This window comes from Streptomyces ficellus, assembly GCF_009739905.1.
GTDB lineage: Bacteria > Actinomycetota > Actinomycetes > Streptomycetales > Streptomycetaceae > Streptomyces > Streptomyces ficellus_A.
On the sequence record NZ_CP034279.1, the window covers coordinates 181,685 to 201,877 of the forward strand.

Sequence of the window (20,193 nt, forward strand, 5' to 3'; positions counted from 1 at the left end):
TCAGCCGGCGGCGGGCGGGGCGGTGGTGACGCGGGGCGGGGTGCGCAGGTGTTCGCCAACCCGCTTGACGAGGCGGGCCATCTCGTAGGCGATCAGGCCGATGTCGGCGGTCGCCGCGCTCAGCACGGCCAGGCAGGATCCGTCCCCGGCGGCGGCCACGAACAGGAACGCGTCGTCCATCTCGACCATCGTCTGGCGGACACCCCCCGCTCGGAAGTGCCGGCCCGCGCCCTTGGCGAGGCTGTGGAACCCGGACGCGACGGCGGCGAGGTGTTCGGCGTCCTCCCGGGTGAGCGCGCTGGAGGCGCCGACGGAGAGTCCGTCGTTCGAGAGGACGACGGCGTGCCGAACATCGTGCACGCGCGAGGCGAGATCGTCCAGGAGCCAGTCCAGATCGCCCGACGGATGGTGGGGGGCGATCCTCTCGTGCTCGATCATCCTTCGTCTCCTTCGCTGGTACGGGTACGGGTACGGGTGCGTGGGGCGGGGGTGGGGGTGGGGGTGGGTGCAGGACCGTGCCCGGCGGCGCCACGGCTCCAGCCGTCGCGATAGGCCGTCATCCGGGCCCGCACCTGTTCGGGCGTGCGTCCGGCCGGTTCGTCGTCGTCCTGGCCGGCGACAGTGCCCTGGAACGGGTAGGAGTCCCCGGGCTCGCGGGCCGCGGGGGCCTCCCGCAGTTGGGGCACGAGGCTCGCCTGACGCACGCGGCGGGGCAGGCCGCCCTGGTCGTCGCCCTGGGCGTGGTGGGCGGCCGGGGGGCCGGGCGGCGGGCGCAGGGCGGTGACGGCGGCCGGTGGGGGCTCTTCGGGGTGGGTGGGCGGCACCGTGCGGGCGGGTGTGTACGCGGGGACGCGCGGCGCCTCGTTCGTGGCGGCGTCCGGTGCGTAGCCGGGTACGCGCGGGGCTTGGTGAGGGGCGGGTGAGGACGTGGCGGTATGTGCCGGTGCGGGAGCGGGCGCGGGTACGGCCGGGGCTTCGGCGCGGCCGGCCGGGAGGGCGCTCTGGAGCAGCGCGGTGGGCAGGAGGACGACGGCGGTCGTGCCGCCGAACGGGGAGGTGCGCAGGTGGACCTTGATGTCGTGGCGTGCGGAGAGCCGGCTGACGACGAACAGCCCCAGGCGGTCGCTGTCGAAGAGGTCGAGGGCCTCGGAGTGCTCGATGCGGTGGTTGGCCTGCTCGAGGGCCTCTTTGCCCATGCCCAGGCCGCGGTCCTCGATCTCCAGGGCGTATCCGTTGCCGACCGGTTCTCCGGTGACCCGGACCTTGGTGTGCGGCGGGGAGAACTGGGCGGCGTTCTCGACGAGTTCGGCGAGGAGATGGGTGAGGTCGGCGACGGCCGAGCCGATGACCGCCGTCTCGGGCAGTTGGCGCACCTCCACGCGCGCGTAGTCCTCGATTTCGGAAACGGCCGCCCTGACGACGTTGGTCAGCGGTACAGGTGTCCGCCAGCCCCGCCCGGGCGCGGCGCCCGAGAGGATGATGAGGCTCTCGGCGTGTCGGCGCATCCGGGTCGTGAGGTGGTCGAGCCGGAAGAGGTCGCCCAGTTCGGCCGGGTCGTCGACGCGGCGTTCCATGCTGTCCAGGAGATTCAGCTGCCGGTGGACCAGGACCTGGCTGCGCCGGGCGAGGTTGACGAAGACGCCGGAGATGCCGCGGCTGAGTTCGGCGCGTTCGACGGCGGCGCTGAGCGCTGCCCGGTGGACGGTGCCGAGCGCTTCCGCGACGTGGTCGATCTCGTCCCGTGCGGGCCGTTGCGGCGGGGCCTCGGCGTGGATGTCGAGTTCCTCGCCCGCGCGCAGCCGCCGCATGGCGTGCGGGAGTTTGCGGCGGGCGATCTCCAGAGCGGTGTTGCGGAGGGTGACGAGTTCGACGACCAGGGCACGTCCGATGCGCACGGAGATGACGAGGGAGGCGGCGACGGCGACGAGGCCGAGGAGGACGGCCGCCCCGGCGGGCGTCAGAGCGCCGCCCGCGAAGGGATCGGCACGGTCGGCGGCGTCACGCCGGAGGTCGGCCTCCAGCGCGGCCAGGGCGTCGCGTACGGCGGCGTGGTCGGGCTCCCAGCTCGTCGCCGGCACGGCCGTGGCGGCCGGGCGCCCCGCCGGGGTGGCGGTGATCCTGTCCTCGGCGGCGGTGATCCGCAGGTACGGGTTCTGCGCGGAGACCCGGCGCCACACCTCGTTTCCGGGGCCGGGCAGATCGGTGGTGGCGGCGCGGAGCAGGGTGCGGCGTGTGTCGACGGCGCCCGTGAACAGGCGCAGCCGCTGGGCGGGGAAGGTTCCCGTGAGGTGTGCGGAGGTCAGCAGGGCGTCCTCACGGGCGAGCATCTCGCCGGCGCGGGACATTTCGAGGAGCACGCGCGCGTGGGAACCGTCGTGCACGTCCTGGATGCCGGTCAGGGCGCCGCTCACGTCAAAACCGGCCGTGATGGTGGCGGTGTACCGGGCGTAGACGGTGTCCCAGGTCGCCTTGCGGTCGAGGGTGGCCGTGCGGAGGGCCTTGAGCCGCTGGGCGGCATCGGTGAAACGGCGTATGCGCGTGGCGGTTTCGGGCGGAAGATCGCCGCCGTCCGCGACGGTGTGGCCGTCGTCCAGGAGGAGCCGCGCGACGGCGGCGTCAGTCTGCCGGGCCTGCTGCTGGAGGTCGGCGGCGGTCCCGGCGGTGCCGTCGCCGGGTGCGGCGACCTGGCGTACGGCGGCGCGGCGTTCGGCCTGCAGTGAGGTGACGGCGGCGGCCACCGGTTCGCGTATCCGCTCGTCCACGCGGTGGAGTTCGCGCAGCCGGGCGACGTCCTGGGCGGTGGTGACGGTGGCGAAGCCCCACAGGGCGAGCAGGGACACCACGGGCACCATGAGCAGCGCGATGATCCTCGCGCGTACGGTCCTGGGCCGCAGGCGCCGCCGCTCCCGGCGCGGTTCGCCGCCCGGTTGGTGACGTGGTTCACGACGCGGTTCGCGTGCTTCGCGGCGGTCTCCGCGCGGTTCGCGGCGGGGTGTGCGTGCCGCCGGTGCCGCGGCCGGGGGGCCGGCGTGCGCCCGCCTGCCCGGCCGGGCCCCGGGGCCGTGGGGTGTACGGGGGGTTGGCATGGCGTCCTCGTTCGGGCTGGGGACTGGCTGGAGGTGGGCCGCCTCCTGGGGCGATTCACGCCCTAGGAGGCGGCCGCGGGCTCGGTGGGACGTTCGGCCGACGCGTAGGCCGCGCGCTCGTGGGCCGTCGGGGAGAGTGCGACGAAGGCGGCGGTGAGGAAGAGGTACGAACCGAGGCCGACGGCGAGGGGGAAGATGAACTGCATCGCCGTGGCACCGGGCAGTTCGCCCGCGGACGGGGTGACGTCGACCCGGACGGCGAGCATGCCGGTGTAGTGCATGCTGCTGACGGCCGCGCCCATGACGAGGGACGAAACGGTGACGGCGAGGGGTGAGGTGATGTTGAGGGCCGCCCACAGCGCGGCGGTGGCCGCCACGACGGCGATGAGGACGGACAGCGCGACGAGGACCGGTTCGTAGCGCACCGTTCCATTGAGGCGCAGGGCGGCCATACCCAGGTAGTGCATGCTGGCTACGCCCAGGCCGGTGGTGAGGCCGCCGGTCAGCAGCCCGCGGACGCGGTCGCGGGCGTAGCCGACGGCGAACACCCCGCCGCCGACGACGAGCATCGCGACGAGCAGGCTGAGGACGGTCAGCGGGACGTCGTAGCGGATGTCGGTGCCGGTCACGCCGAAGCCGAGCATCGCGACGAAGTGCATCGTCCAGATGCCGGTGCCGATGGCGGACGCGGCGGTGAGCAGCCAGTTGCGGCGGGAGGATCCGGTCGCTTCGAGCGCTCGGACGGTGCAGCGCAGGCCGAGGGCGGCGCCGATGCAGGCCATCGCGTACGACAGCACGGGGGTCAGCCAGCCGAAGGCGGCGTGGTCCAGGTGTCCCATGGCCCAGGGACGCTAGACCTGTGGGGGGCGCACGCGAGGGGCGCGTTTCGAAAGCGGACGGAGAATGACAGAGACAGGCTGCTGAACGATCGTCGCACGCTCGAACGAGTGCACCCTACGGCCGATGCCCCCGTGAGGGATCATGTCCGCATGGCCGACGACCACGCACACGTGCAGCAGTTCTTCACCGCCCGCGCGGCCGACTGGGACGCGCGCTTCCCCGATGACGGTCCCAGGTACGCGGCGGCCGCCGGCGAACTGGGCCTGCGTCCCGGCGACGCCGTGCTCGACGCCGGCTGCGGGACCGGCCGCGCCCTGCCCCACCTGAGGGACGCCGTCGGCCCCGGGGGCACGATCATCGGCGTGGACCTGACGCCCGCGATGCTGGCGGCCGCCGTACGGGCCGGACGGGACGTCGACGGGGCGCTCCTGCTCGCCGACGTGGGGCGGCTGCCGATCCGTGACGGTGTCCTGGACGCGGTCTTCGGGGCGGGGCTCGTCTCGCACCTGTCCCGCCCCGCCGAGGACCTGCGGGAGCTGGCCCGGGTCGTACGACCGGGCGGGCGGCTGGCGCTCTTCCACCCGGTCGGCCGCGCGGCGCTGGCCGCCCGCCACGGGCGCCAGCTCACCGACGACGACCTGCGCGCCGAGCCCAACCTGCGCCCGCTCCTGGCGGGGTCCGGCTGGCGCCTGGTCACGTACCTCGACGAGGACGATCGTTTCCTCGCCCTCGCCGTACGGCAGCCCTGACCGCCCGGCCGGGCCCGGCGCGGCGGGATCGACGCGCAGGCGGCGGGCCGGGGCGGGGGGCCGGACTGGCCGGGGGCCGGGGGCTTGGCGGAGGGCTGGGGGCTTGGCGGAGGGCTGGGGCCAGGGCCGGGGGTTGGGGCCGGGCGCCGGCCTCAGGGCCGGTTCGACGACCCGGTGGGGGCAGGGGCGGCGGGGGCCGTGGCGGCGGCAGTGAGGGCGACGGCCCGGACGAACGCGTCGGTGTTGTCGAACATGACGTTGTGCCCGGCGCCGGGAACGGTCACGACGCGCACGCCCGCCGCCACCAGCTCGTCCCTGCCCGGGAGTTCACCACTGTGCTCGCCCTGGAGGTAGACGCGCTCCACGCGCGCGTCCATGAGCATCCGGCGCATCGTGGGGCGCGTACCGCGGATGAGGCCGGTCGCACTGCGGTGCAGGGCGGCCGGGTCGGCGAGCCGCATGGTCGCCGCCCACGTCGGCCCGACGCGCTCCAGCACCCGCGCGTGGCCGCCGCCGTGCACGAACTCCTCCTCCGAGCAGCTCGCGATCCCGCTGCTTCCGGCGGTCGCGGGCGGATCGGGGTCCAGGTTGCCTTCCGTGACCACCAGCCGGCCCACCAGATCGGGCCGGCGGTGGGCCAGCACGATCGCCACCGAGCCACCCATGCTGTGTCCCACGACCTCGGCGCCGTGGGCGCCCGCGGAGTCCAGTACGGCGGCGAGCGCGTCCGCGTGGTCCTCCAGGGTGTACGCGAAGTCAGCCGGCCGATCGCTGATGCCGTGCCCGGGCAGGTCGACGAAGAGTGACCGGCGGCCGGCCAGCTCCGGGTGGGCGGCCACGTGGGCGTGGTAGACGGTGCTCATCGCGCCGAGGCCGTGCACGTACACCCGCGGCGGCCCCTCCCCCGCCGTCTCCGTCCAGCGGATCATGCTGCCCTGCGCGTCGAAACGTACCTGCCGCACCCTCGTCCTCCCCTTCTGCTGTGGCGGGTCCGACTCTACGTTGGAGGTGCAGAGCCGGAAGACCGGCGGTGATCTCCGCCGCGCAGCGGGAAGGTGGGCCCGGTGTTCAACAGACTCCGCACGTTCTCCAGCTCGGTCAGCACGGCCATCAGGTCGTTGCCCGGGCCGTTGTCCAAGACGTCGTCCGCGGCATCGCCGTCGGGTCCTCGCCGCGGGGACGAGGCAGCACGGCCGGGCGCCCGGCCGCACAACATCTTCGAGGCCGCCGCGGTGTACGTGGCCGCCCGCGCCGAGGACGATCAGGAACTGGTCGACGAGGCGGAGGGGTGGGTGTCGCCGGAGGCCCTCTCGTTCGGGGTGAGCGAACTGGCGTGCCGCGCCGTCATCGCCCTCGCCCGCGAGCGTGGCGAGCCCCCGCAGACGGTGGCCCGCCGTCTGCTGGGCCTGCCCGTCGCGTAAGCCCGTCGCGTGAGCCCATCGCGTGAGCTGTCGCGCGAGGTGCCCACCGACGGCGACCGGGGTGTGATGCGGCCGTCCTGGTGAGGAGCGCCGGACCCTCGACGTCCGGGTTACTCGCTGGTTAAGGTGCGCCGACGACCCTTGGAGGGAGGCGGCCATGGCCGGGACGGAACCGGTGGACGCCGGCGATGTGGACGACGACGCGCTGTACGTGCTGACCGCGGTACTGCTGACGCCCGCGCAGTTCCCGAGCCTGCTCGGTGACGACTACCCCGAGGCATGCGCGGCGCTGGGGCTGGAACCGTACGCCGAGGGCTACGGGCTGGTCCTCGGCCAGGACGGCACGGGTGCCCGGTGGACGGTCGTCATCGACGACGTGTCCCTGGTCGCCGTGGCCGTCGCCTCTTGGGACTGCGGCATGGAGTACGACCTGTCCCCCGACGAGCGGAGCATGGTCGTCGCCCTGCCCGGCTGGCCCATCGCCCTGGCGGTGGCGGCGCCGCATGTGCCCGCACCGCACGATCCCCCGACTCCGCCCGGTGAGCGCCCACCGCTGAGGCCGCCGGACCCGGACGAGTGGGGTCCCGCGCAGCGCCGGATGGGCGCCGACGCGGTGGCCCTCCAGTGGACGGCGTGGCGTGAGCAGCTCGGCGACGACGCCTTGGGGAAGCCTGCGGACCCCGACACCGGGGTTGCCGCCGCGAACGGCACTGCTCCCGGGGCGGGGGTTGTTGCCTCAGCGAACGGCACTGCGGACGTCGGCACGAAGGCCGCTCGCGCCGAATCCGCGTCGCCGGGAGCGCTGCCCGGTGAGGAGGCGGTCCACCCGTTGTCCGCCGCCGGTGTGACGACCGAGGTGCGGCAGGCCGACGGCCGGGAAGATGCTGAGCCGGTCGATGACAGCCACGGCCGGCTGCGCAGGATCCTGGCAGAACTGCGCGGGTACCTGGAGGAGCCGCCGCCCGCGGGGCGGGTCCGCTCGGGGTTCGCTCCCGGCGGGGCGCGAACGCTCCGCGCGGACGGTCCCGGCTGGTCGGTCGTCGCCAGGACCGACGACGTCGCCTTCGTCCTCCTGGATGAGATGCCCCGTGAGGTGCTGCCGATCGGGCGCGGTCCGAACCTGCCGACTCTGCTCGCCGCCCTCGACTCCATGGCGGCCCGCCCGGCCTGAGGGCGCCCCGGGCTCCCCGGACTGACCACACGCGGCATGCTGGACGCCCGGCTGACGGACGCCCGGCTGACGGACGCCCGGGCTGACACTGACGCGCCCTGCGGTTCGTCAGCCGCTGGGCTCCCCGGTGACGCCGTCGTCCGGCGCGTCCTCCGCCCGTGTCTGGTCCTGCTCCTCGCCGTCCGTGGCCTCGGACAGGTCAGGGTCCCAGTGGTCGGGCCCGTCGCCCGCCTGCTTGTCGGGCATGTCCCTCGGCACCCCCGGGCCGCTTTCGCCCGCGCCTTCGAGCCGCTTGTCGTCCATGGTTCTCCCTCCGCCGTTTCCGGCCGGGCGGGTACCCCGGAATGCGCTGCTCAGACCCGACCGGGTGCAAGGCGTGGCGACCGGGCCCCACCGCCCTCGCGTCCCGTCCGTGCTGACGTCGGGCGCTGCGGTGTCAGCGGCCGAGTTCCTTGCGGCTGACGCGGCGCAGCCGGCGCCGCTGGCCCGGGTCCAGTGCCAGGTAGGCGACGGCGGGAACGCCGACGATGACCAGCAGGGACATCCAGAAACCGATGAGCGGCCACAGGAGAAGGCCCACGGCCACTCCCCCGATAACGATCTTCGTCCTTGTCGACATGTCCGTCGCCTCCTCCACGGCCGCGACGCCCGCCGCTGCCTGTCCTGTGAACGCGTACGCGATCGCGCCGGTTCCGCCTTCGCGCCCCTACGCCGCCGAAGGCGTACGAAGAGGGTCACCGACCCTGTGCAGGTGACCCAGCGCCTGGCGGTAGGAGTCGACCAGTCCCGTCTCGGTGTAGGGGATACCCAGCGCGCGGCAGTGCGCACGCACCAAGGGCTGCGCGAGCCGCAGGTGGGGGCGCGGCATGCTGGGGAAGAGGTGGTGCTCGACCTGGTAGTTCAGACCGCCCAGGAGCCAGTCGGTGAGGGCCGCGCCGCGGATGTTGCGGGAGGTGAGCACCTGACGGCGCAGGTGGCCCCAGGCCTCACCGTCCGGGTCGGGGACCTCCATGCCCTTGTGATTGGGCGCGAAGGCCATGCCCAGGTGCAGACCGAGCAGCATCTGGTGGACCAGTGCGAAGACGACGGCCTGCCCCACCGGCATGGCGGCGAGCAGGAGCGCTGCGTATCCGGCGACGTGGGCGAACAGCAGACCGCCCTCGATGAGTCGCTCGCGCGGGGTCTGGCGCGGACCGTCCTTGGAGAACAGTGCCTGGAAGCCGTACAGCTTGAGGGCGAGGCCTTCCAGCGTGGTGAGCGGGAAGAACAGCCAGGCCTGGTGGCGGGCCAGCCAGCCGCGGAAGCCGGTGCGCCCCACCGCCTGGTGCTGGTTGAACACGAGGACGTCCGGGGCGACGTCCGGGTCCTTCTCCTCGTGGTTCGGGTTCGCGTGATGCCGGTTGTGCTTGTCGTTCCACCACTCCTGGCTCATGCCGAGCAGCAGATTGGCGTGCACCAGCTGGATCAGGCGGTTCCTGCCTCTGTGGGCGCTGATCTGCGAGTGTCCGGCGTCGTGACCGAAGAAGGCCGCCCGCGCGGAGAACACCGCCAGCGGCACGGCGAGCAGCAGGGACCACCACGAGTGCCCGAACATCACCAGGCCGACGGCGACCGCCGTCAGGGCCAGCAGGTTCGCGGCGATACCGAAGGCGTACCAACCGGTTCGCCGGGCCAGCAGCCCCTGGTCCTTGACCGAACGGAGGAGGGGGGCGAACTCACTGCGTGAGCCGCGCTTCCCTTCTGCCGGGGCGGGGCCGCGGGCAGGAGTATGTGCGGAGACGGGGGAAGGTGCGGGTGCGGGGATCGTCAGGGCAGAGGTGGCCTGTGGCATGACTGCTCCGGGTTTGGTGAGGTCTCGTGCGCAGACGTGCGCCGACCTGTTGAACGTACGGATGAGCAGTAGCCCAGAGCCATGGCACCACCACCCCGATGTGGGGTGGGGCTTTCCAGGGTACGGGGGTGGTGCTGCCCTCAGCCTGGTGCGTAAGTGGGCTATGTCACTGCCGGGAAGCCCGTGTTGTCGGGGACCGATCGAGTACCCTCGGCGCTTCGACTCCCCGCTAGTCAAATTTGAGGAATGCGCCAGCGCTGTGCAGAAGCTTCCGCAAGCAACGCCCCATGTGACTCCCGATGTGACCCGACTCGCCCGCTGTTCCACCGTCTTTCTGCCCGCCGACCCGCCCCGCACCGGACGCGTGGCCTTCTGGCTCCCCGGCGATGCCGAACCGGCGCTCTCCGGTGCGGACGAGGAGCTGTCCGTCATCGCGCCGGACGCGAGGCCGACGACCGTACGCGCCCTGACGCTCCCCGTCGGGGACGCCCTGCCCCTGCTCACCCGGGCAGGACGTTCGGCGGGCGCCACCCCGTCCGCCGCGTTCTGGGGCGCCGCCGCTCTCCTCGCCCTGCAACTCGCCGCCCGTGGCCTGTTGTTGCCCGGCCTCAGCGGCACGGACCGCGACGCGTGGCGGGTCGGACCGCTGAGCGCCGAGGACCTGGACCGGGTGCGTACGCTCGCCGCGTCGATGCCGCCGAGCGCCCACGCGGTGGCCGTGGGCCGGGCGGCCGACGGCATGCCCCTGCTGGCCGAGCCGGAGCTGCTGTTGCGGTCCTTCCTGGACGCGGTGGCCGACGCGCTGCCCCGCACGCCCGCGGCGCCGCTCGCGGTGGGCGGCCGGGCCTACGCCGTGCCCGAGTCCCAGCACGTTCCGGAGCAGCGGGCCTGGGCGGCGGACGTCGCGGCGGGGTACGACGCGGGTGTAAGACTCTCGCTGCGCGTCGAGGTGCCGGGGCTGGACACCGACGGGGGCGCGGCTTTCCGCGCCGTGCTCCAGATGCACAGCGTCAGTGATCCCGCGCTCGTGGCGGACGCCTCCGACGTGTGGTCGGGCTCGGCCGGTGACGGGTTCGGGCCGCGTGCCCGGATGGACGCGCTTCTCGCCCTGCGCCGTGCTGCGCGCGCGTGGCCGCCCCTCGCCCCGTTGCTGTCCGCCTCCGTACCGGACGTCATCGACCTGGCCGACGAGGAGGTCACCGAACTGCTGGGCGGGGCGGCACGCACGCTGGCGGCCAGCGGCGTACAGGTGCACTGGCCACGGCAGTTGGCCCGGTCGCTGACCGCGCGCGCCGTCATCGGTCCCTCGTCCGCCGGTGACCTTGACGGGAGCCCAGGCTGGGACGGGGACAGGGACGGGGAGCGAGGGGACCGGCAGGGGGACAAGGGCGGGTCGGGCCTTCCGTCGTTCCTGTCGGCCGACGCGCTGCTCGCCTTCAACTGGCGTTTCGCGGTGGGCGATCAGGAGCTGACCCGTGTCGAGCTGGACCGGCTCGCCGAGGCCGGGCGGCCCCTGGTCCGGCTGCGCGACCAGTGGGTGCTGGTCGACCCCGAGGAAGCCCGGCGCGCCCGGGAGCGGCAGGACCGCAAGGTCACTCCGATCGACGCGCTCAGCGCCGTGCTCACCGGCACCACGGAGGTGGACGGCCGTCCGGTCGACGTCCAGCCGTCCGGTTGGCTCCGGGCGCTCCGCGACCGGCTCGCCGATCCGGAGGGCGGCCAGGCGGGTACGGGCCCCACTGCGATCGGCCAGCCGGCTGCCCTCGACGCGACCCTGCGCGACTACCAGCTGCGCGGCCTCAACTGGCTGCACCGGATGACCTCGCTCGGTCTCGGGGCGTGCCTCGCCGACGACATGGGCCTCGGCAAGACGATCACACTCATCTCGCTGCACCTGCACCGGCAGACCGACCCGTCCGCGGCGGGCCCCACGCTGGTCGTCTGTCCCACGTCCCTGATGGGCAACTGGCAGCGGGAGGTGGAGAAGTTCGCCCCGGGGACGCCCGTGCGCCGCTTCCACGGGTCCGGGCGCGACCTGGAGGGCCTGGTCGACGGCGAGTTCGTCCTGACGACGTACGGCACCATGCGCCTGGACGCGGCCCGCCTCGCGCGCGTGGACTGGGGCTTGGTGGTCGCCGACGAGGCGCAGCACGTCAAGAACCCGTACTCGGCGACCGCGCGGCAGCTGCGCACGATCGGCGCCAGGGCGCGGGTGGCGCTGACCGGTACTCCGGTGGAGAACAACCTCTCCGAACTCTGGGCGATCCTGGACTGGACGACACCTGGGCTGCTCGGCCGGCTGGGGACCTTCCGCGGCCGGTACGCGCGGGCCGTCGAGCAAGGCGCCGATCCGGCCGCCGCCCGGCGGCTCGCGGCCCTGGTACGGCCGTTCCTGCTGCGCCGGCGCAAGTCCGACCCCGGCATCGCCCCCGAACTGCCGCCCAAGACGGAGACCGACCGCTCGGTGTCGCTGACCGCCGAACAGGCGGGCCTGTACGAGGCGGTCGTGCGCGAGACCCTCGCGGCCATCTCGGTGGCGGACGGCATGGAACGCCGGGGCCTCGTCGTCAAGCTGCTGACGGCGCTCAAGCAGATCTGCAACCACCCGGCGCAGTACCTCAAGGAGGAGGAGCCGAGGATCGCGGACCGTTCCGGCAAGCTGGAGCTGCTGGACGAACTGCTCGACACGATCCTCGCCGAGGGGGCGAGCGTGCTGGTGTTCACCCAGTACGTCCAGATGGCACGGTTGCTGGAACGGCACCTGCACGCGCGCGGGGTGCGTACGCAATTCCTGCACGGCGGCACACCGGTGGCCGAGAGGGAGACGATGGTGAACCGTTTCCAGGCCGGTGACGTGCCCGTCTTCCTGCTGTCGCTGAAGGCCGCCGGCACCGGACTCAACCTGACCCGCGCGGAGCACGTCGTGCACTACGACCGCTGGTGGAACCCGGCCGTCGAGGCGCAGGCGACGGACCGCGCGTACCGCATCGGGCAGACGCAGCCCGTGCAGGTGCACCGCCTGATCGCGGAGGGGACGATCGAGGACCGGATCGCGGGCATGCTGGCGCGCAAGAAGGAGCTGGCCGACTCCGTGCTCGGCTCCGGCGGGGACGGCGCCCTCACCGAACTGACGGAACTGACCGACGCGGAACTGGCGGAGCTCGTCGAGCTGCGCGGAGGTCAGGAGACGCACACGCAGGAGACGCACACGCGGGAGGCACGCGAGGCGTCGCAAAGAGTGCGAGAAGTGCGAGGGGGCACGACGCGATGAGTGGGGACAAGGACATGGAGCGTACGTTCGCGGCGCTGCCGCCCGCGCCGGGGCGGGGTTTCGCCGAGACCTGGTGGGGCCGGGCGTGGCTGAAGGCGCTGGAGGACACGGCGCTGGACCTCCAGCAGTTGAAGAAGGGCCGCAGGCAGGCCAGGGACGGCGCGGTGGGCGCGGTGTCGGTGCGTCCCGGCCGGATCACGGCCGTCGTCAAGGACCGGGACGGTACGGCGCAGCGCAGCGATGTGCTGTTGCAGGAGCTGACCGAGGAGGAGTGGGACAGGTTCCTGGACATGGCCGTGGACCGGGCGGGTCATATCGCCGCCCTCTTGGACCGTGACATGCCGCCGCACCTGGTGGAGGACGCCGCGGCCGCGGGCGTCGAGCTGCTGCCGGGCATCGGTGACCTGGAGCCCGAGTGCGCGTGTGACGCGTGGGACCACTGTCCGCACACGGCCGCGCTCTGCTACCAGGTGGCGCGGCTGCTGGACCAAGATCCCTTCGTCCTGTTCCTGATGCGGGGCCGTGGGGAACGGCGACTGCTGGACGAGTTGCAGGTACGCAGCGCGGGACGGGCGGTCCCCTCGGACCGGGCCGACGATGAGGCGGATGGCGGCGGCCCCCAGGGGGTGCGGGCGGACGAGGCGTTCGCCGCGCGGGACATCCTCCCGCCGCTCCCGGCGCCGCCCCCGCTGCCGGACGCGCCCGGGGTGCCGCCCTCCCTGGACACCGAGACCCGCCCGGCCGAGGGCGTGGACCCCGCCGCACTGGAGGTCCTCGCGGCCGACGCGGCGGCCCGGGCGTACCGGATGCTGGCGGACGCGCTCGCCCCCGGCCACGGCGACCGGCCGGTCGAGGCACCCCTGACGGCCGGTCAGGACGCGGTACGGCTGGCCGCCTCAGCGCCGTGGCCGTCGGCCGCGCAGGACCGGCTCGCCGCCGGTACCGGCCGCCGGCGAGCCGATCTGGACGTGGCCACGCGCGCGTGGCGCCTGGGCGGGGCGGAGGCCCTGGCCGTACTGGAGGAGGACGGTGCCCCCGATCCGGAGCTGCTGGCGCGGGCCGAGGCGCGGCTCGCCGCCGCCTGGGAGGACGGCGAACGTCCGCCACTACGGGCGGACCGGCCGGGCCGCTGGACGCTGACGGGGAAGGACGTGCAGATCCGGCTGGACCGCGAGGGCCGCTGGTGGCCGTACCGCAAGACCTCCGGCCGCTGGGTCCCCGCCGGCCCGCCCGACCACGACCCGGCCGCCGCCCTCGCCGCAGCACCGGCGGACGACGCCTGACGGCAGCGGGCGCCCGGGTCGGGGGTCGCCCCTGGGGCCCGGGCTGGCTGGCCAGTGCCCAGGGAGGGCGGGCGCCCCGTGAGGGACGGGCCCCCGGTCGGCCGGTACCCAGGGAGGGTCGGCCGGTACCCAGGGAGGGGCGGGTCCCCGGGGGCGGGTCCCGGGAGGACGGTATCCGGGGCACCGACGCCCGGAGCCCCGGGGCCCGGGGACGTGATGTCCGCGGCTTCCGTACCCAACACCGGCCCAGTCCGGTCCGGGCGCCCTGCTCTCCTCCTCTCCCCCGGCCTGTCGCGTCAGGACGCGCCGGTGTTGAGACGGAACCGTCCGCCGGGTGGAAGGGTGCGCGGCAAGTGGCGGATTACGCGAGCTGTCGCTCCGCCGCGTCCACCGTCTGGGAGAGCAGCACCGCGATCGTCATGGGACCGACGCCGCCGGGCACCGGGGTTATCAGGCTGGCGCGGGTGGCGGCGGTGTCGAAGTCGACGTCGCCGACGTTGCCGGGGTTGTAGCCCGCGTCGATGACGACGGCACCGGGCTTGATGTCCTCGCCCTTGATGAAGCGGGGCCGACCGACGGCGGCGACCAGGATGTCGGCCTCCCGCACCGCCGCGGAGAGGTCGGCGGTGTACGAGTGGCAGTACGTGACGGTCGCGTTCCGCGCCAGCAGCATCAGCCCGGCGGGCTTGCCGAGGATGGCGCTGCGCCCGACGACGACGGCTCGCTTGCCGGCCGGATCGACGTCGTACGCGTCGAGCAGCCGCATGATCCCGCCGGGCGTGCAGGACACGAACCCGGGCAGCCCGAAGCCCATCGTCGCGAAGGAGCTGAAGGTGACACCGTCGACGTCCTTCTCGGGGGCGATCGCCTCGAACGCGGCCCGCTCGTCGATGCCCGGGCCGACCGGGTGCTGGAGCAGGATGCCGTGGACGTCGGGGTCGCCGGACAGGTCGGCGAGGACGGCGACCAGTTCGGCGGTGGTCGTCGTGGCGGGCAGTTCCAGGTGACGGGAGCGGATACCGGCCTTCTCGCATCGTGCCCGCTTCATCTTCACGTACGTCACGGAGGCCGGGTCCTCGCCGACAAGGACGGTGGCGAGGCACGGCTGCGTGCCGGTGCGGCGGGTGAGGTCGGCGGCGCGTGCCGCGGTCTCGTCGACGAGGCGGCGGGCGAGTCCGCTGCCGTCCATAAGGCGGGCGGTGGCAGGGGTGCGGGACATGGCGTCTCCTGAGCGGTCGTCAGTGGATCGCCCAGGCGCGCGGCAGTGGCGTCGATTCGCCGAGCCGCTCCCCGGTGGTACTCCACCCAAGCGCCAGTCACGGCCCGCCACCCACTGTACGGGAGGTTGCGGCCGGTGCCCATGGCCGGTTCGCACGGGCGGTCCCGTCGGCACGCTTGTGGGGGCCGGGCGGTGCGGCGACGATGGCACCGGCGCGGACGACCTCGGTTGGGGAGGGTGGCGTGAACGACCCCTGGGTGGCCCTGGAGCGGGGGGCGGATCCTGTGGAACGGGCGAGGGCGTTGCGTCGGGCTCACGACGCGTTCACGGCGGGAGGCCCTCCCGCCCCCGGCCCGGGGCGGGAGCCGGTGGGGCCGTCGGCGGTGCGGTCGTCGGCGGTGCGGTCGGTCGTCGCCGAGTCGTGGCGGCGTTCGGCACGCGCGCGGGTGTGCCCGGACGGGGCTGCCGGCGTGGAGCTGGACGAGGAGGAGCTGGCGGCGTACCGGGAGGCGCATCCGCTGGCGGTCGTGATGCCGGTGGTCCGTGAGCTGATGGGCGCCTACGCGACCGACGGGGAGCACTTGGTCGCCGTGTGCGACGCGTACGGGAGGCTGTTGTGGGTGGAAGGGCACCCGGGGACGTTGCGTCGCGCGGACCGGATGAACTTCGTGGCGGGCGCACGCTGGGCGGAGTCGGTGGCCGGGACGAACGCGCCCGGGACGGCGATCGCCGTCGACCGGCCGGTCCAGGTCTTCGCCGCCGAGCACTTCCGGCGGCCGGTGCAGGGCTGGACGTGCGCGGCGGCGCCGGTGCACGATCCGCGCTCGGGGCGGTTGCTGGGGGCGGTGGACATCACGGGCGGCGACCGGCTGGCGCACCCGCACAGCCTGGCGTTCGTGCAGGCGGTGGCGCGGGCCGCGGAGTCGCAGCTGGCGCTGACGGCCGCCGCGCGGGCACCTGCCGCCGCCGATCCTCCGCTGCGGCTGTCGGCACTGGGCAGGGACGAGGCGGTGCTGGTGACGGACGGGCGGCGGGCACTGCTGAGCCGGCGGCACAGCGAGATCCTGGTGGTGCTCGCGCACCGTCCGCGGGGCCTGAGTGGTGAGGAGCTGCTGGCGGCCCTGTACGAGGACGAATCGATCACTCCGGTGACGCTGCGCGCCGAACTGTCCCGTCTGCGTTCCGTCCTGGCCCCGGGTGTGCTCCTGTCGCGGCCGTACCGGCTGGCGGCGCCGCTCGACGCGGACTTCGAGGTCGTGGGACGCAGGCTCGCCTCCGGGGCGGTCGCCGCGGCGCTGGGCGGGTACGCGGGGCCGCTGCTGCCGGGCTCCCGCGCGCCGGAGGTTGCGCGGCTGCGGCGGCGGCTGGCCGACGAGCTGCGCGCCGCGCTCATCGCGCGCGGTGACCCGGCGTTGCTCACCGACTGGGTGCACAGCCCGTGGGGCGAGGACGACCTGGAGGCGTGGCGGGCGCTGGCGGCGACGGTGCCGGCGGGCCGTCTCGCCCCCGTACGCGCGCGTCTGCGGGCGCTGGACGCCGAGCTGTCTGCCCTCACGACACCCGCATCCGCACCCGCAACGGGGTTGCAACGTCCGCGTCCCTAGCCTCACTCCGGACACCGCGCGGCGGCGGTTCCGGGCGCCGGACGGCGACCGGCACGCGACGGAGACCGGTACGGCCGGGGACAACCCGTGTCCGACGGCGGTCCGTGTCCGACGGCTGCCCCGTTCCGACGGCTGCCCCGTTCCGACGGCCGTCCGCGCCCGGTGAGTCGACCCGCGAGAGAGGCCCCAGATGACCCGATACGCAGCGCCCGGCACCGAGGGCGCCATCGTTTCGTACGAGTCCCGCTACGACCACTGGATCGGCGGCGCGTACGTACCGCCCGTACGCGGCCAGTACTTTGAGAACCCGAGTCCGGTCAACGGCCGCCCCTTCACCGAGGTCGCCCGCGGCACGGCCGAGGACGTCGAACGCGCCCTGGACGCGGCCCACGCGGCGGCTCCCGCCTGGGGGCGGACCGCCCCGGCCGAGCGGGCGGGCGTCCTGCTGCGGATCGCCGACCGGATGGAGGCGAACCTGGAGCGGCTGGCCGTCGCTGAGAGCTGGGACAACGGGAAGCCGGTCCGCGAGACGCTCGCCGCCGACCTGCCGCTCGCGGTCGACCACTTCCGGTACTTCGCGGGCGCGCTGCGGGCCCAGGAGGGGTCGCTGAGCGAGCTCGACGAGGACACCGTCGCGTACCACTTCCACGAGCCGCTCGGGGTGGTGGCGCAGATCATTCCGTGGAACTTCCCGCTCCTGATGGCGGTGTGGAAGCTGGCGCCGGCGCTCGCGGCGGGCAACGCGGTCGTCCTGAAGCCGGCCGAGCAGACACCGGCGTCCGTCCACGTCCTGATGGGCCTGGTCGGCGACCTCTTTCCGCCGGGCGTGGTGAACATCGTCAACGGCTTCGGCGCGGAGGCCGGCCGGCCGCTCGCGGCCAGCCCGCGCGTCGCCAAGGTCGCGTTCACCGGTGAGACGGCCACGGGGCGGCTGATCATGCAGTACGCCTCCGAGAACATCACACCGGTCACCCTGGAACTGGGCGGGAAGTCGCCGAACATCTTCTTCGACGACGTGTGGGCGGCGGACGACGACTTCCGCGACAAGGCGTTGGAGGGCTTCACCATGTTCGCCCTCAACCAGGGCGAGGTGTGCACGTGTCCGTCGCGCGCGCTGGTCCAGCGCGGCCACTACAGCGAGTTCCTGGAGGCCGCCGTCGACCGCACCGAGCGCATCGTGCCCGGTCACCCCCTGGACACGACCACGATGATCGGCGCGCAGGCCTCCGACGAGCAGCTCCGGAAGGTCCTGTCGTACCTCGACATCGGCCGGCAGGAGGGCGCCAAGGTTCTCACCGGAGGCGAACGCGTCGAGTACGACGGCGAACTGGCGGGCGGCTACTACGTCCGGCCGACCGTCTTCGAGGGCGACAACCGCATGCGCGTCTTCCAGGAGGAGATCTTCGGCCCGGTCGTCGCCGTCACGTCATTCACCGATCTCGACGAGGCCGTCACGACGGCCAACGACACGCCGTACGGGCTCGGCGCCGGTGTGTGGACCCGCGACACCACCACCGCCTACCGCGCCGGGCGCGCCATCCAGGCGGGCCGCGTCTGGACGAACTGCTACCACGCCTACCCGGCCCACGCGGCGTTCGGCGGCTACAAGCAGTCGGGCATCGGGCGCGAGGGCCACAAGATGATGCTGGAGCACTACCAGCAGACGAAGAACCTCCTCGTCTCATACTCGCCGAAGAAGCTCGGCTTCTTCTAGGCCCAGGAAAAGAGGCGCCTGACCTGGGCTTTTACCCGTCAGGCGCCTTGCGCTGGCCCCACTCAGAGCGGGGACCGGTTTACGTCGTGACTCCTATTTCATCCCACTGCTATCCCGCTCCTGACCAGTGCTTCCGGACCAGTCACGGACCAAAACTTCGGCTCACCCAGTAGGTGCGGCACCTTGGCTGACACGGTGCCACTCCTGCATGGACTGCTCAATGAGGCGGTTGGCCTGCCCCCTGACGCCGTCCAGAAACTTGGCGTAGTGACGGAAGAGGACCTCGATGCTCCGACCCGCGCGGCGAGCGCATTCGGCCGGATCCACACCGGAGTGCAGCCAGAACGAGATCCCAGCGTGCCGGAGATCGTAGAGCCCCCTGGCCAGGGAGGCGAGTTCCGTGGGGGTCAGCACGCACTTCCGTGCCCGCGCCCATGTTGTGCCGTACGCGGCAGGGTCCACGTAGTTACCGGCCTCGTTCTGGAACAGCCGGTCGTCCGGCGCTACACCGAACCGGTCGATGTGCGCTACGAGCATGCGCACGAACTGCGGTGGGATCTCACGTGCTGGCTCAGCTATCCGACCGTGCTCGCGAGAAACATCTGGGACTCTACGGCGAGGTTTCGCATCTCCTCGCCGGCCGCATGCACGGTGGTGGTCTCGAAGTGCCACTCCTCGGAGGGAGACCGGTCGTGGATGCCCCACGTCAGGTGGACGTAGCCGCCCGGGCGGTGCTCCGCCGAGATCGTCAGGTCGCGTTCCAGGGACCGCCGGCTGCGCGCTCCTTTCCAGCCGCGGAAGTCCTCTGCCAGTGAGGGAAGGGGCACGGGAGGCGGCGGCACCGGCTCGGCGTGGCAGGCAAGGGGAACCGCCCGCCGTTTAGGCCCGAAGACCACTCGACCGCCGCGACTCCTGTGTGAACTAGTTTGTTTATGTGAGAATTTGTGCGGAATTGTAGCTTCCATCACACCCTGTGGCCGGCTGCGCGTGATCAAATCCCGGGAGCAACCGGCCACTACGTCCGCCTCAACCTCGCCTACGAACAGCAGGGTTGAGGGCCCAGTCATGCCGCCGCGTAGGGCCCCCGATGAGTTCAAGGAAATCCCCGTGCACATATCAGCGCATCGCTCTGTCCGTACCTCAGCGGTCTCGTCCGTCGCCCTACTCACCGTTGGTGCGATCTTCGCGGCCACGGCTCCCGCCTACGCCGTCGACGACCCTGCCCGGGACGCCGCCCGTACGGCCGCAATCGTGCACAAGGTCACAGGTGTCGCACAGATCGCTACCCCCAGGCCCGCCGGTGGCGGAAGCCTGACAGTCGAGGCCTCAGGCACGCGGGTGGATCTGCCCGCCACCGGCAGGGGGAGGCTCACGGTGACGGATCCGACCGGTACACAGATCAAGATCGGACTGCCCGGATCGGATGCCGCGAAGGCCCACACGTCCGCCGAAGGGACCGTGGTCTACCCGCAGCTGACGAACGGAGCCGTGGACGTCGCGGCACAGGTCACCACGGACGGTAGCGCAAGTGCCCTGATCACGATGAAGGAGGCCGCCGCACCGACCGAGTACCGCTTCCCTCTCGAGCTTCCCAGCGGAGCCGTACCCATCGTTGGCGACGACGGTGGCTTGGTCGTCTTCGACGAAACAGGGGAGCTCATTGGCGCGTTCGACGCCCCGTGGGCCAAGGACGCCAACGGCAAGACGGTTCCGACCTCCTACCGGCTCGAAGGCAGTGAACTCGTCCAGACCATCGAGGTCAGTGAATCCACCACATACCCCGTGGTGGCGGACCCCAAATGGTGGGACAAGGTCAAGAGCGGGGCCAAGAAGGCCGGCAAGGCGACCTTGGCAGGCGCCAAGAAGTACGGCCTCAAGTGCGCTGCGGGAGCCTGGCAGGGAATCAAGAATCCCTTCCTCATGACTCCTCAGCAGAAGGCGGCCGCTGCCGCCGCCGGCTGTGTGGTCTACGTCATCAAGAGGGGCTGAGTGACGGTGGAGCGG

Annotated in this window: 18 protein-coding genes and 1 riboswitch; of the genes, 8 read left to right on the top strand and 10 right to left on the bottom strand. The window is 73.0% G+C overall.

All coding sequences use genetic code 11. The annotated features are described in order from the left end of the window. The 3 genes from EIZ62_RS00905 to EIZ62_RS00915 form a co-directional block, all read right to left on the bottom strand. Entirely contained in the window at positions 1–438 is a 438-nt protein-coding gene (locus EIZ62_RS00905) for a roadblock/LC7 domain-containing protein (protein WP_156690798.1), read from the bottom strand. Next, positions 435–3,086, bottom strand: coding sequence for a sensor histidine kinase (locus EIZ62_RS00910; protein ID WP_156690799.1), 2,652 nt, complete (start codon positions 3,084–3,086; stop codon positions 435–437). The genes EIZ62_RS00905 and EIZ62_RS00910 overlap by 4 nt, the downstream gene beginning before the upstream one ends. A gap of 62 nt (positions 3,087–3,148) precedes the next feature. Further along, on the bottom strand, positions 3,149–3,925 hold the full coding sequence (locus EIZ62_RS00915) for an MHYT domain-containing protein (protein ID WP_156690800.1): 777 nt from the start codon (positions 3,923–3,925) through the stop codon (positions 3,149–3,151). A gap of 150 nt (positions 3,926–4,075) precedes the next feature. On the opposite strand from EIZ62_RS00915, the gene EIZ62_RS00920 reads away from it, so the two are divergent. After that, positions 4,076–4,675 (top strand): class I SAM-dependent methyltransferase, encoded by a 600-nt coding sequence (locus EIZ62_RS00920; RefSeq protein ID WP_156690801.1) that lies wholly within the window; start codon positions 4,076–4,078, stop codon positions 4,673–4,675. Positions 4,676–4,827: 152 nt separating this feature from the next. On the opposite strand, the gene EIZ62_RS00925 is transcribed toward EIZ62_RS00920, so the two are convergent. Continuing rightward, on the bottom strand, positions 4,828–5,637 hold the full coding sequence (locus EIZ62_RS00925; protein WP_156690802.1) for an alpha/beta fold hydrolase: 810 nt from the start codon (positions 5,635–5,637) through the stop codon (positions 4,828–4,830). Between the two features lie 168 nt (positions 5,638–5,805). Here EIZ62_RS00925 and EIZ62_RS31825 point away from each other — a divergent pair, with 168 nt between their 5' ends. Continuing rightward, positions 5,806–6,096, top strand: coding sequence for a hypothetical protein (locus EIZ62_RS31825; protein WP_425281868.1), 291 nt, complete (start codon positions 5,806–5,808; stop codon positions 6,094–6,096). Between the two features lie 157 nt (positions 6,097–6,253). After that, on the top strand, positions 6,254–7,267 hold the full coding sequence (locus tag EIZ62_RS00935; RefSeq protein ID WP_156690803.1) for a hypothetical protein: 1,014 nt from the start codon (positions 6,254–6,256) through the stop codon (positions 7,265–7,267). A gap of 108 nt (positions 7,268–7,375) precedes the next feature. Here EIZ62_RS00935 and EIZ62_RS00940 read toward each other — a convergent pair whose 3' ends face one another. From EIZ62_RS00940 to EIZ62_RS00950, 3 genes are all read right to left on the bottom strand, one after another. After that, entirely contained in the window at positions 7,376–7,570 is a 195-nt protein-coding gene (locus tag EIZ62_RS00940) for a hypothetical protein (RefSeq protein WP_156690804.1), read from the bottom strand. Positions 7,571–7,703: 133 nt separating this feature from the next. Beyond that, positions 7,704–7,886 (bottom strand): hypothetical protein, encoded by a 183-nt coding sequence (locus EIZ62_RS00945; RefSeq protein WP_156690805.1) that lies wholly within the window; start codon positions 7,884–7,886, stop codon positions 7,704–7,706. Between the two features lie 87 nt (positions 7,887–7,973). Then, a complete protein-coding gene (locus EIZ62_RS00950) occupies positions 7,974–9,098 on the bottom strand; it encodes a fatty acid desaturase family protein (protein ID WP_156690806.1) in 1,125 nt (374 codons plus the stop codon). Between the two features lie 259 nt (positions 9,099–9,357). On the opposite strand from EIZ62_RS00950, the gene EIZ62_RS00955 reads away from it, so the two are divergent. Then, positions 9,358–12,369 carry a DEAD/DEAH box helicase gene (locus tag EIZ62_RS00955; protein ID WP_425281783.1) on the top strand — a complete coding sequence of 1,004 codons (3,012 nt, stop codon included), beginning with the start codon at positions 9,358–9,360 and terminating at the stop codon, positions 12,367–12,369. Beyond that, positions 12,366–13,652 carry an SWIM zinc finger family protein gene (locus EIZ62_RS00960; protein WP_156690808.1) on the top strand — a complete coding sequence of 429 codons (1,287 nt, stop codon included), beginning with the start codon at positions 12,366–12,368 and terminating at the stop codon, positions 13,650–13,652. Before EIZ62_RS00955 ends, EIZ62_RS00960 begins: the two co-directional genes overlap by 4 nt. A gap of 361 nt (positions 13,653–14,013) precedes the next feature. On the opposite strand, the gene EIZ62_RS00965 is transcribed toward EIZ62_RS00960, so the two are convergent. Then, positions 14,014–14,871 (bottom strand): bifunctional 5,10-methylenetetrahydrofolate dehydrogenase/5,10-methenyltetrahydrofolate cyclohydrolase, encoded by an 858-nt coding sequence (locus EIZ62_RS00965; protein ID WP_156690809.1) that lies wholly within the window; start codon positions 14,869–14,871, stop codon positions 14,014–14,016. 22 nt (positions 14,872–14,893) lie between these two features. Then, a riboswitch (ZMP/ZTP riboswitch) is annotated at positions 14,894–14,982 on the bottom strand. Positions 14,983–15,113: 131 nt separating this feature from the next. Between EIZ62_RS00965 and EIZ62_RS00970 the strand changes: the two genes are divergently transcribed. Both EIZ62_RS00970 and exaC read left to right on the top strand, forming a co-directional pair. Then, complete coding sequence (locus tag EIZ62_RS00970) at positions 15,114–16,475, top strand: GAF domain-containing protein (RefSeq protein WP_156690810.1); 1,362 nt, start codon at positions 15,114–15,116, stop codon at positions 16,473–16,475. Positions 16,476–16,665: 190 nt separating this feature from the next. Continuing rightward, positions 16,666–18,189, top strand: coding sequence for an acetaldehyde dehydrogenase ExaC (gene exaC / locus EIZ62_RS00975; RefSeq protein WP_156690811.1), 1,524 nt, complete (start codon positions 16,666–16,668; stop codon positions 18,187–18,189). A gap of 162 nt (positions 18,190–18,351) precedes the next feature. Here exaC and EIZ62_RS00980 read toward each other — a convergent pair whose 3' ends face one another. Together EIZ62_RS00980 and EIZ62_RS00985 are read right to left on the bottom strand one after the other, a co-directional pair. Next, complete coding sequence (locus tag EIZ62_RS00980) at positions 18,352–18,726, bottom strand: site-specific integrase (RefSeq protein WP_244375329.1); 375 nt, start codon at positions 18,724–18,726, stop codon at positions 18,352–18,354. Positions 18,727–18,764: 38 nt separating this feature from the next. Further along, positions 18,765–19,016 (bottom strand): DUF6228 family protein, encoded by a 252-nt coding sequence (locus tag EIZ62_RS00985; RefSeq protein WP_425281784.1) that lies wholly within the window; start codon positions 19,014–19,016, stop codon positions 18,765–18,767. 280 nt (positions 19,017–19,296) lie between these two features. On the opposite strand from EIZ62_RS00985, the gene EIZ62_RS31830 reads away from it, so the two are divergent. Continuing rightward, positions 19,297–20,178, top strand: coding sequence for a hypothetical protein (locus EIZ62_RS31830; protein WP_167536306.1), 882 nt, complete (start codon positions 19,297–19,299; stop codon positions 20,176–20,178). The last annotated feature ends 15 nt before the right edge of the window (positions 20,179–20,193 follow it).

Bases quoted from the DNA above. Each gene is read 5' to 3' on its own strand.
- EIZ62_RS00905 (WP_156690798.1), bottom strand. From the start codon at position 438: ATGATCGAGCACGAGAGGATCGCCCCCCACCATCCGTCGGGCGATCTG.
- EIZ62_RS00910 (WP_156690799.1), bottom strand. From the start codon at position 3,086: ATGCCAACCCCCCGTACACCCCACGGCCCCGGGGCCCGGCCGGGCAGG.
- EIZ62_RS00915 (WP_156690800.1), bottom strand. From the start codon at position 3,925: ATGGGACACCTGGACCACGCCGCCTTCGGCTGGCTGACCCCCGTGCTG.
- EIZ62_RS00920 (WP_156690801.1), top strand. From the start codon at position 4,076: ATGGCCGACGACCACGCACACGTGCAGCAGTTCTTCACCGCCCGCGCG.
- EIZ62_RS00935 (WP_156690803.1), top strand. From the start codon at position 6,254: ATGGCCGGGACGGAACCGGTGGACGCCGGCGATGTGGACGACGACGCG.
- EIZ62_RS00940 (WP_156690804.1), bottom strand. From the start codon at position 7,570: ATGGACGACAAGCGGCTCGAAGGCGCGGGCGAAAGCGGCCCGGGGGTG.
- EIZ62_RS00945 (WP_156690805.1), bottom strand. From the start codon at position 7,886: ATGTCGACAAGGACGAAGATCGTTATCGGGGGAGTGGCCGTGGGCCTT.
- EIZ62_RS00950 (WP_156690806.1), bottom strand. From the start codon at position 9,098: ATGCCACAGGCCACCTCTGCCCTGACGATCCCCGCACCCGCACCTTCC.
- EIZ62_RS00960 (WP_156690808.1), top strand. From the start codon at position 12,366: ATGAGTGGGGACAAGGACATGGAGCGTACGTTCGCGGCGCTGCCGCCC.
- EIZ62_RS00965 (WP_156690809.1), bottom strand. From the start codon at position 14,871: ATGTCCCGCACCCCTGCCACCGCCCGCCTTATGGACGGCAGCGGACTC.
- exaC (WP_156690811.1), top strand. From the start codon at position 16,666: ATGACCCGATACGCAGCGCCCGGCACCGAGGGCGCCATCGTTTCGTAC.
- EIZ62_RS00980 (WP_244375329.1), bottom strand. From the start codon at position 18,726: ATGCTCGTAGCGCACATCGACCGGTTCGGTGTAGCGCCGGACGACCGG.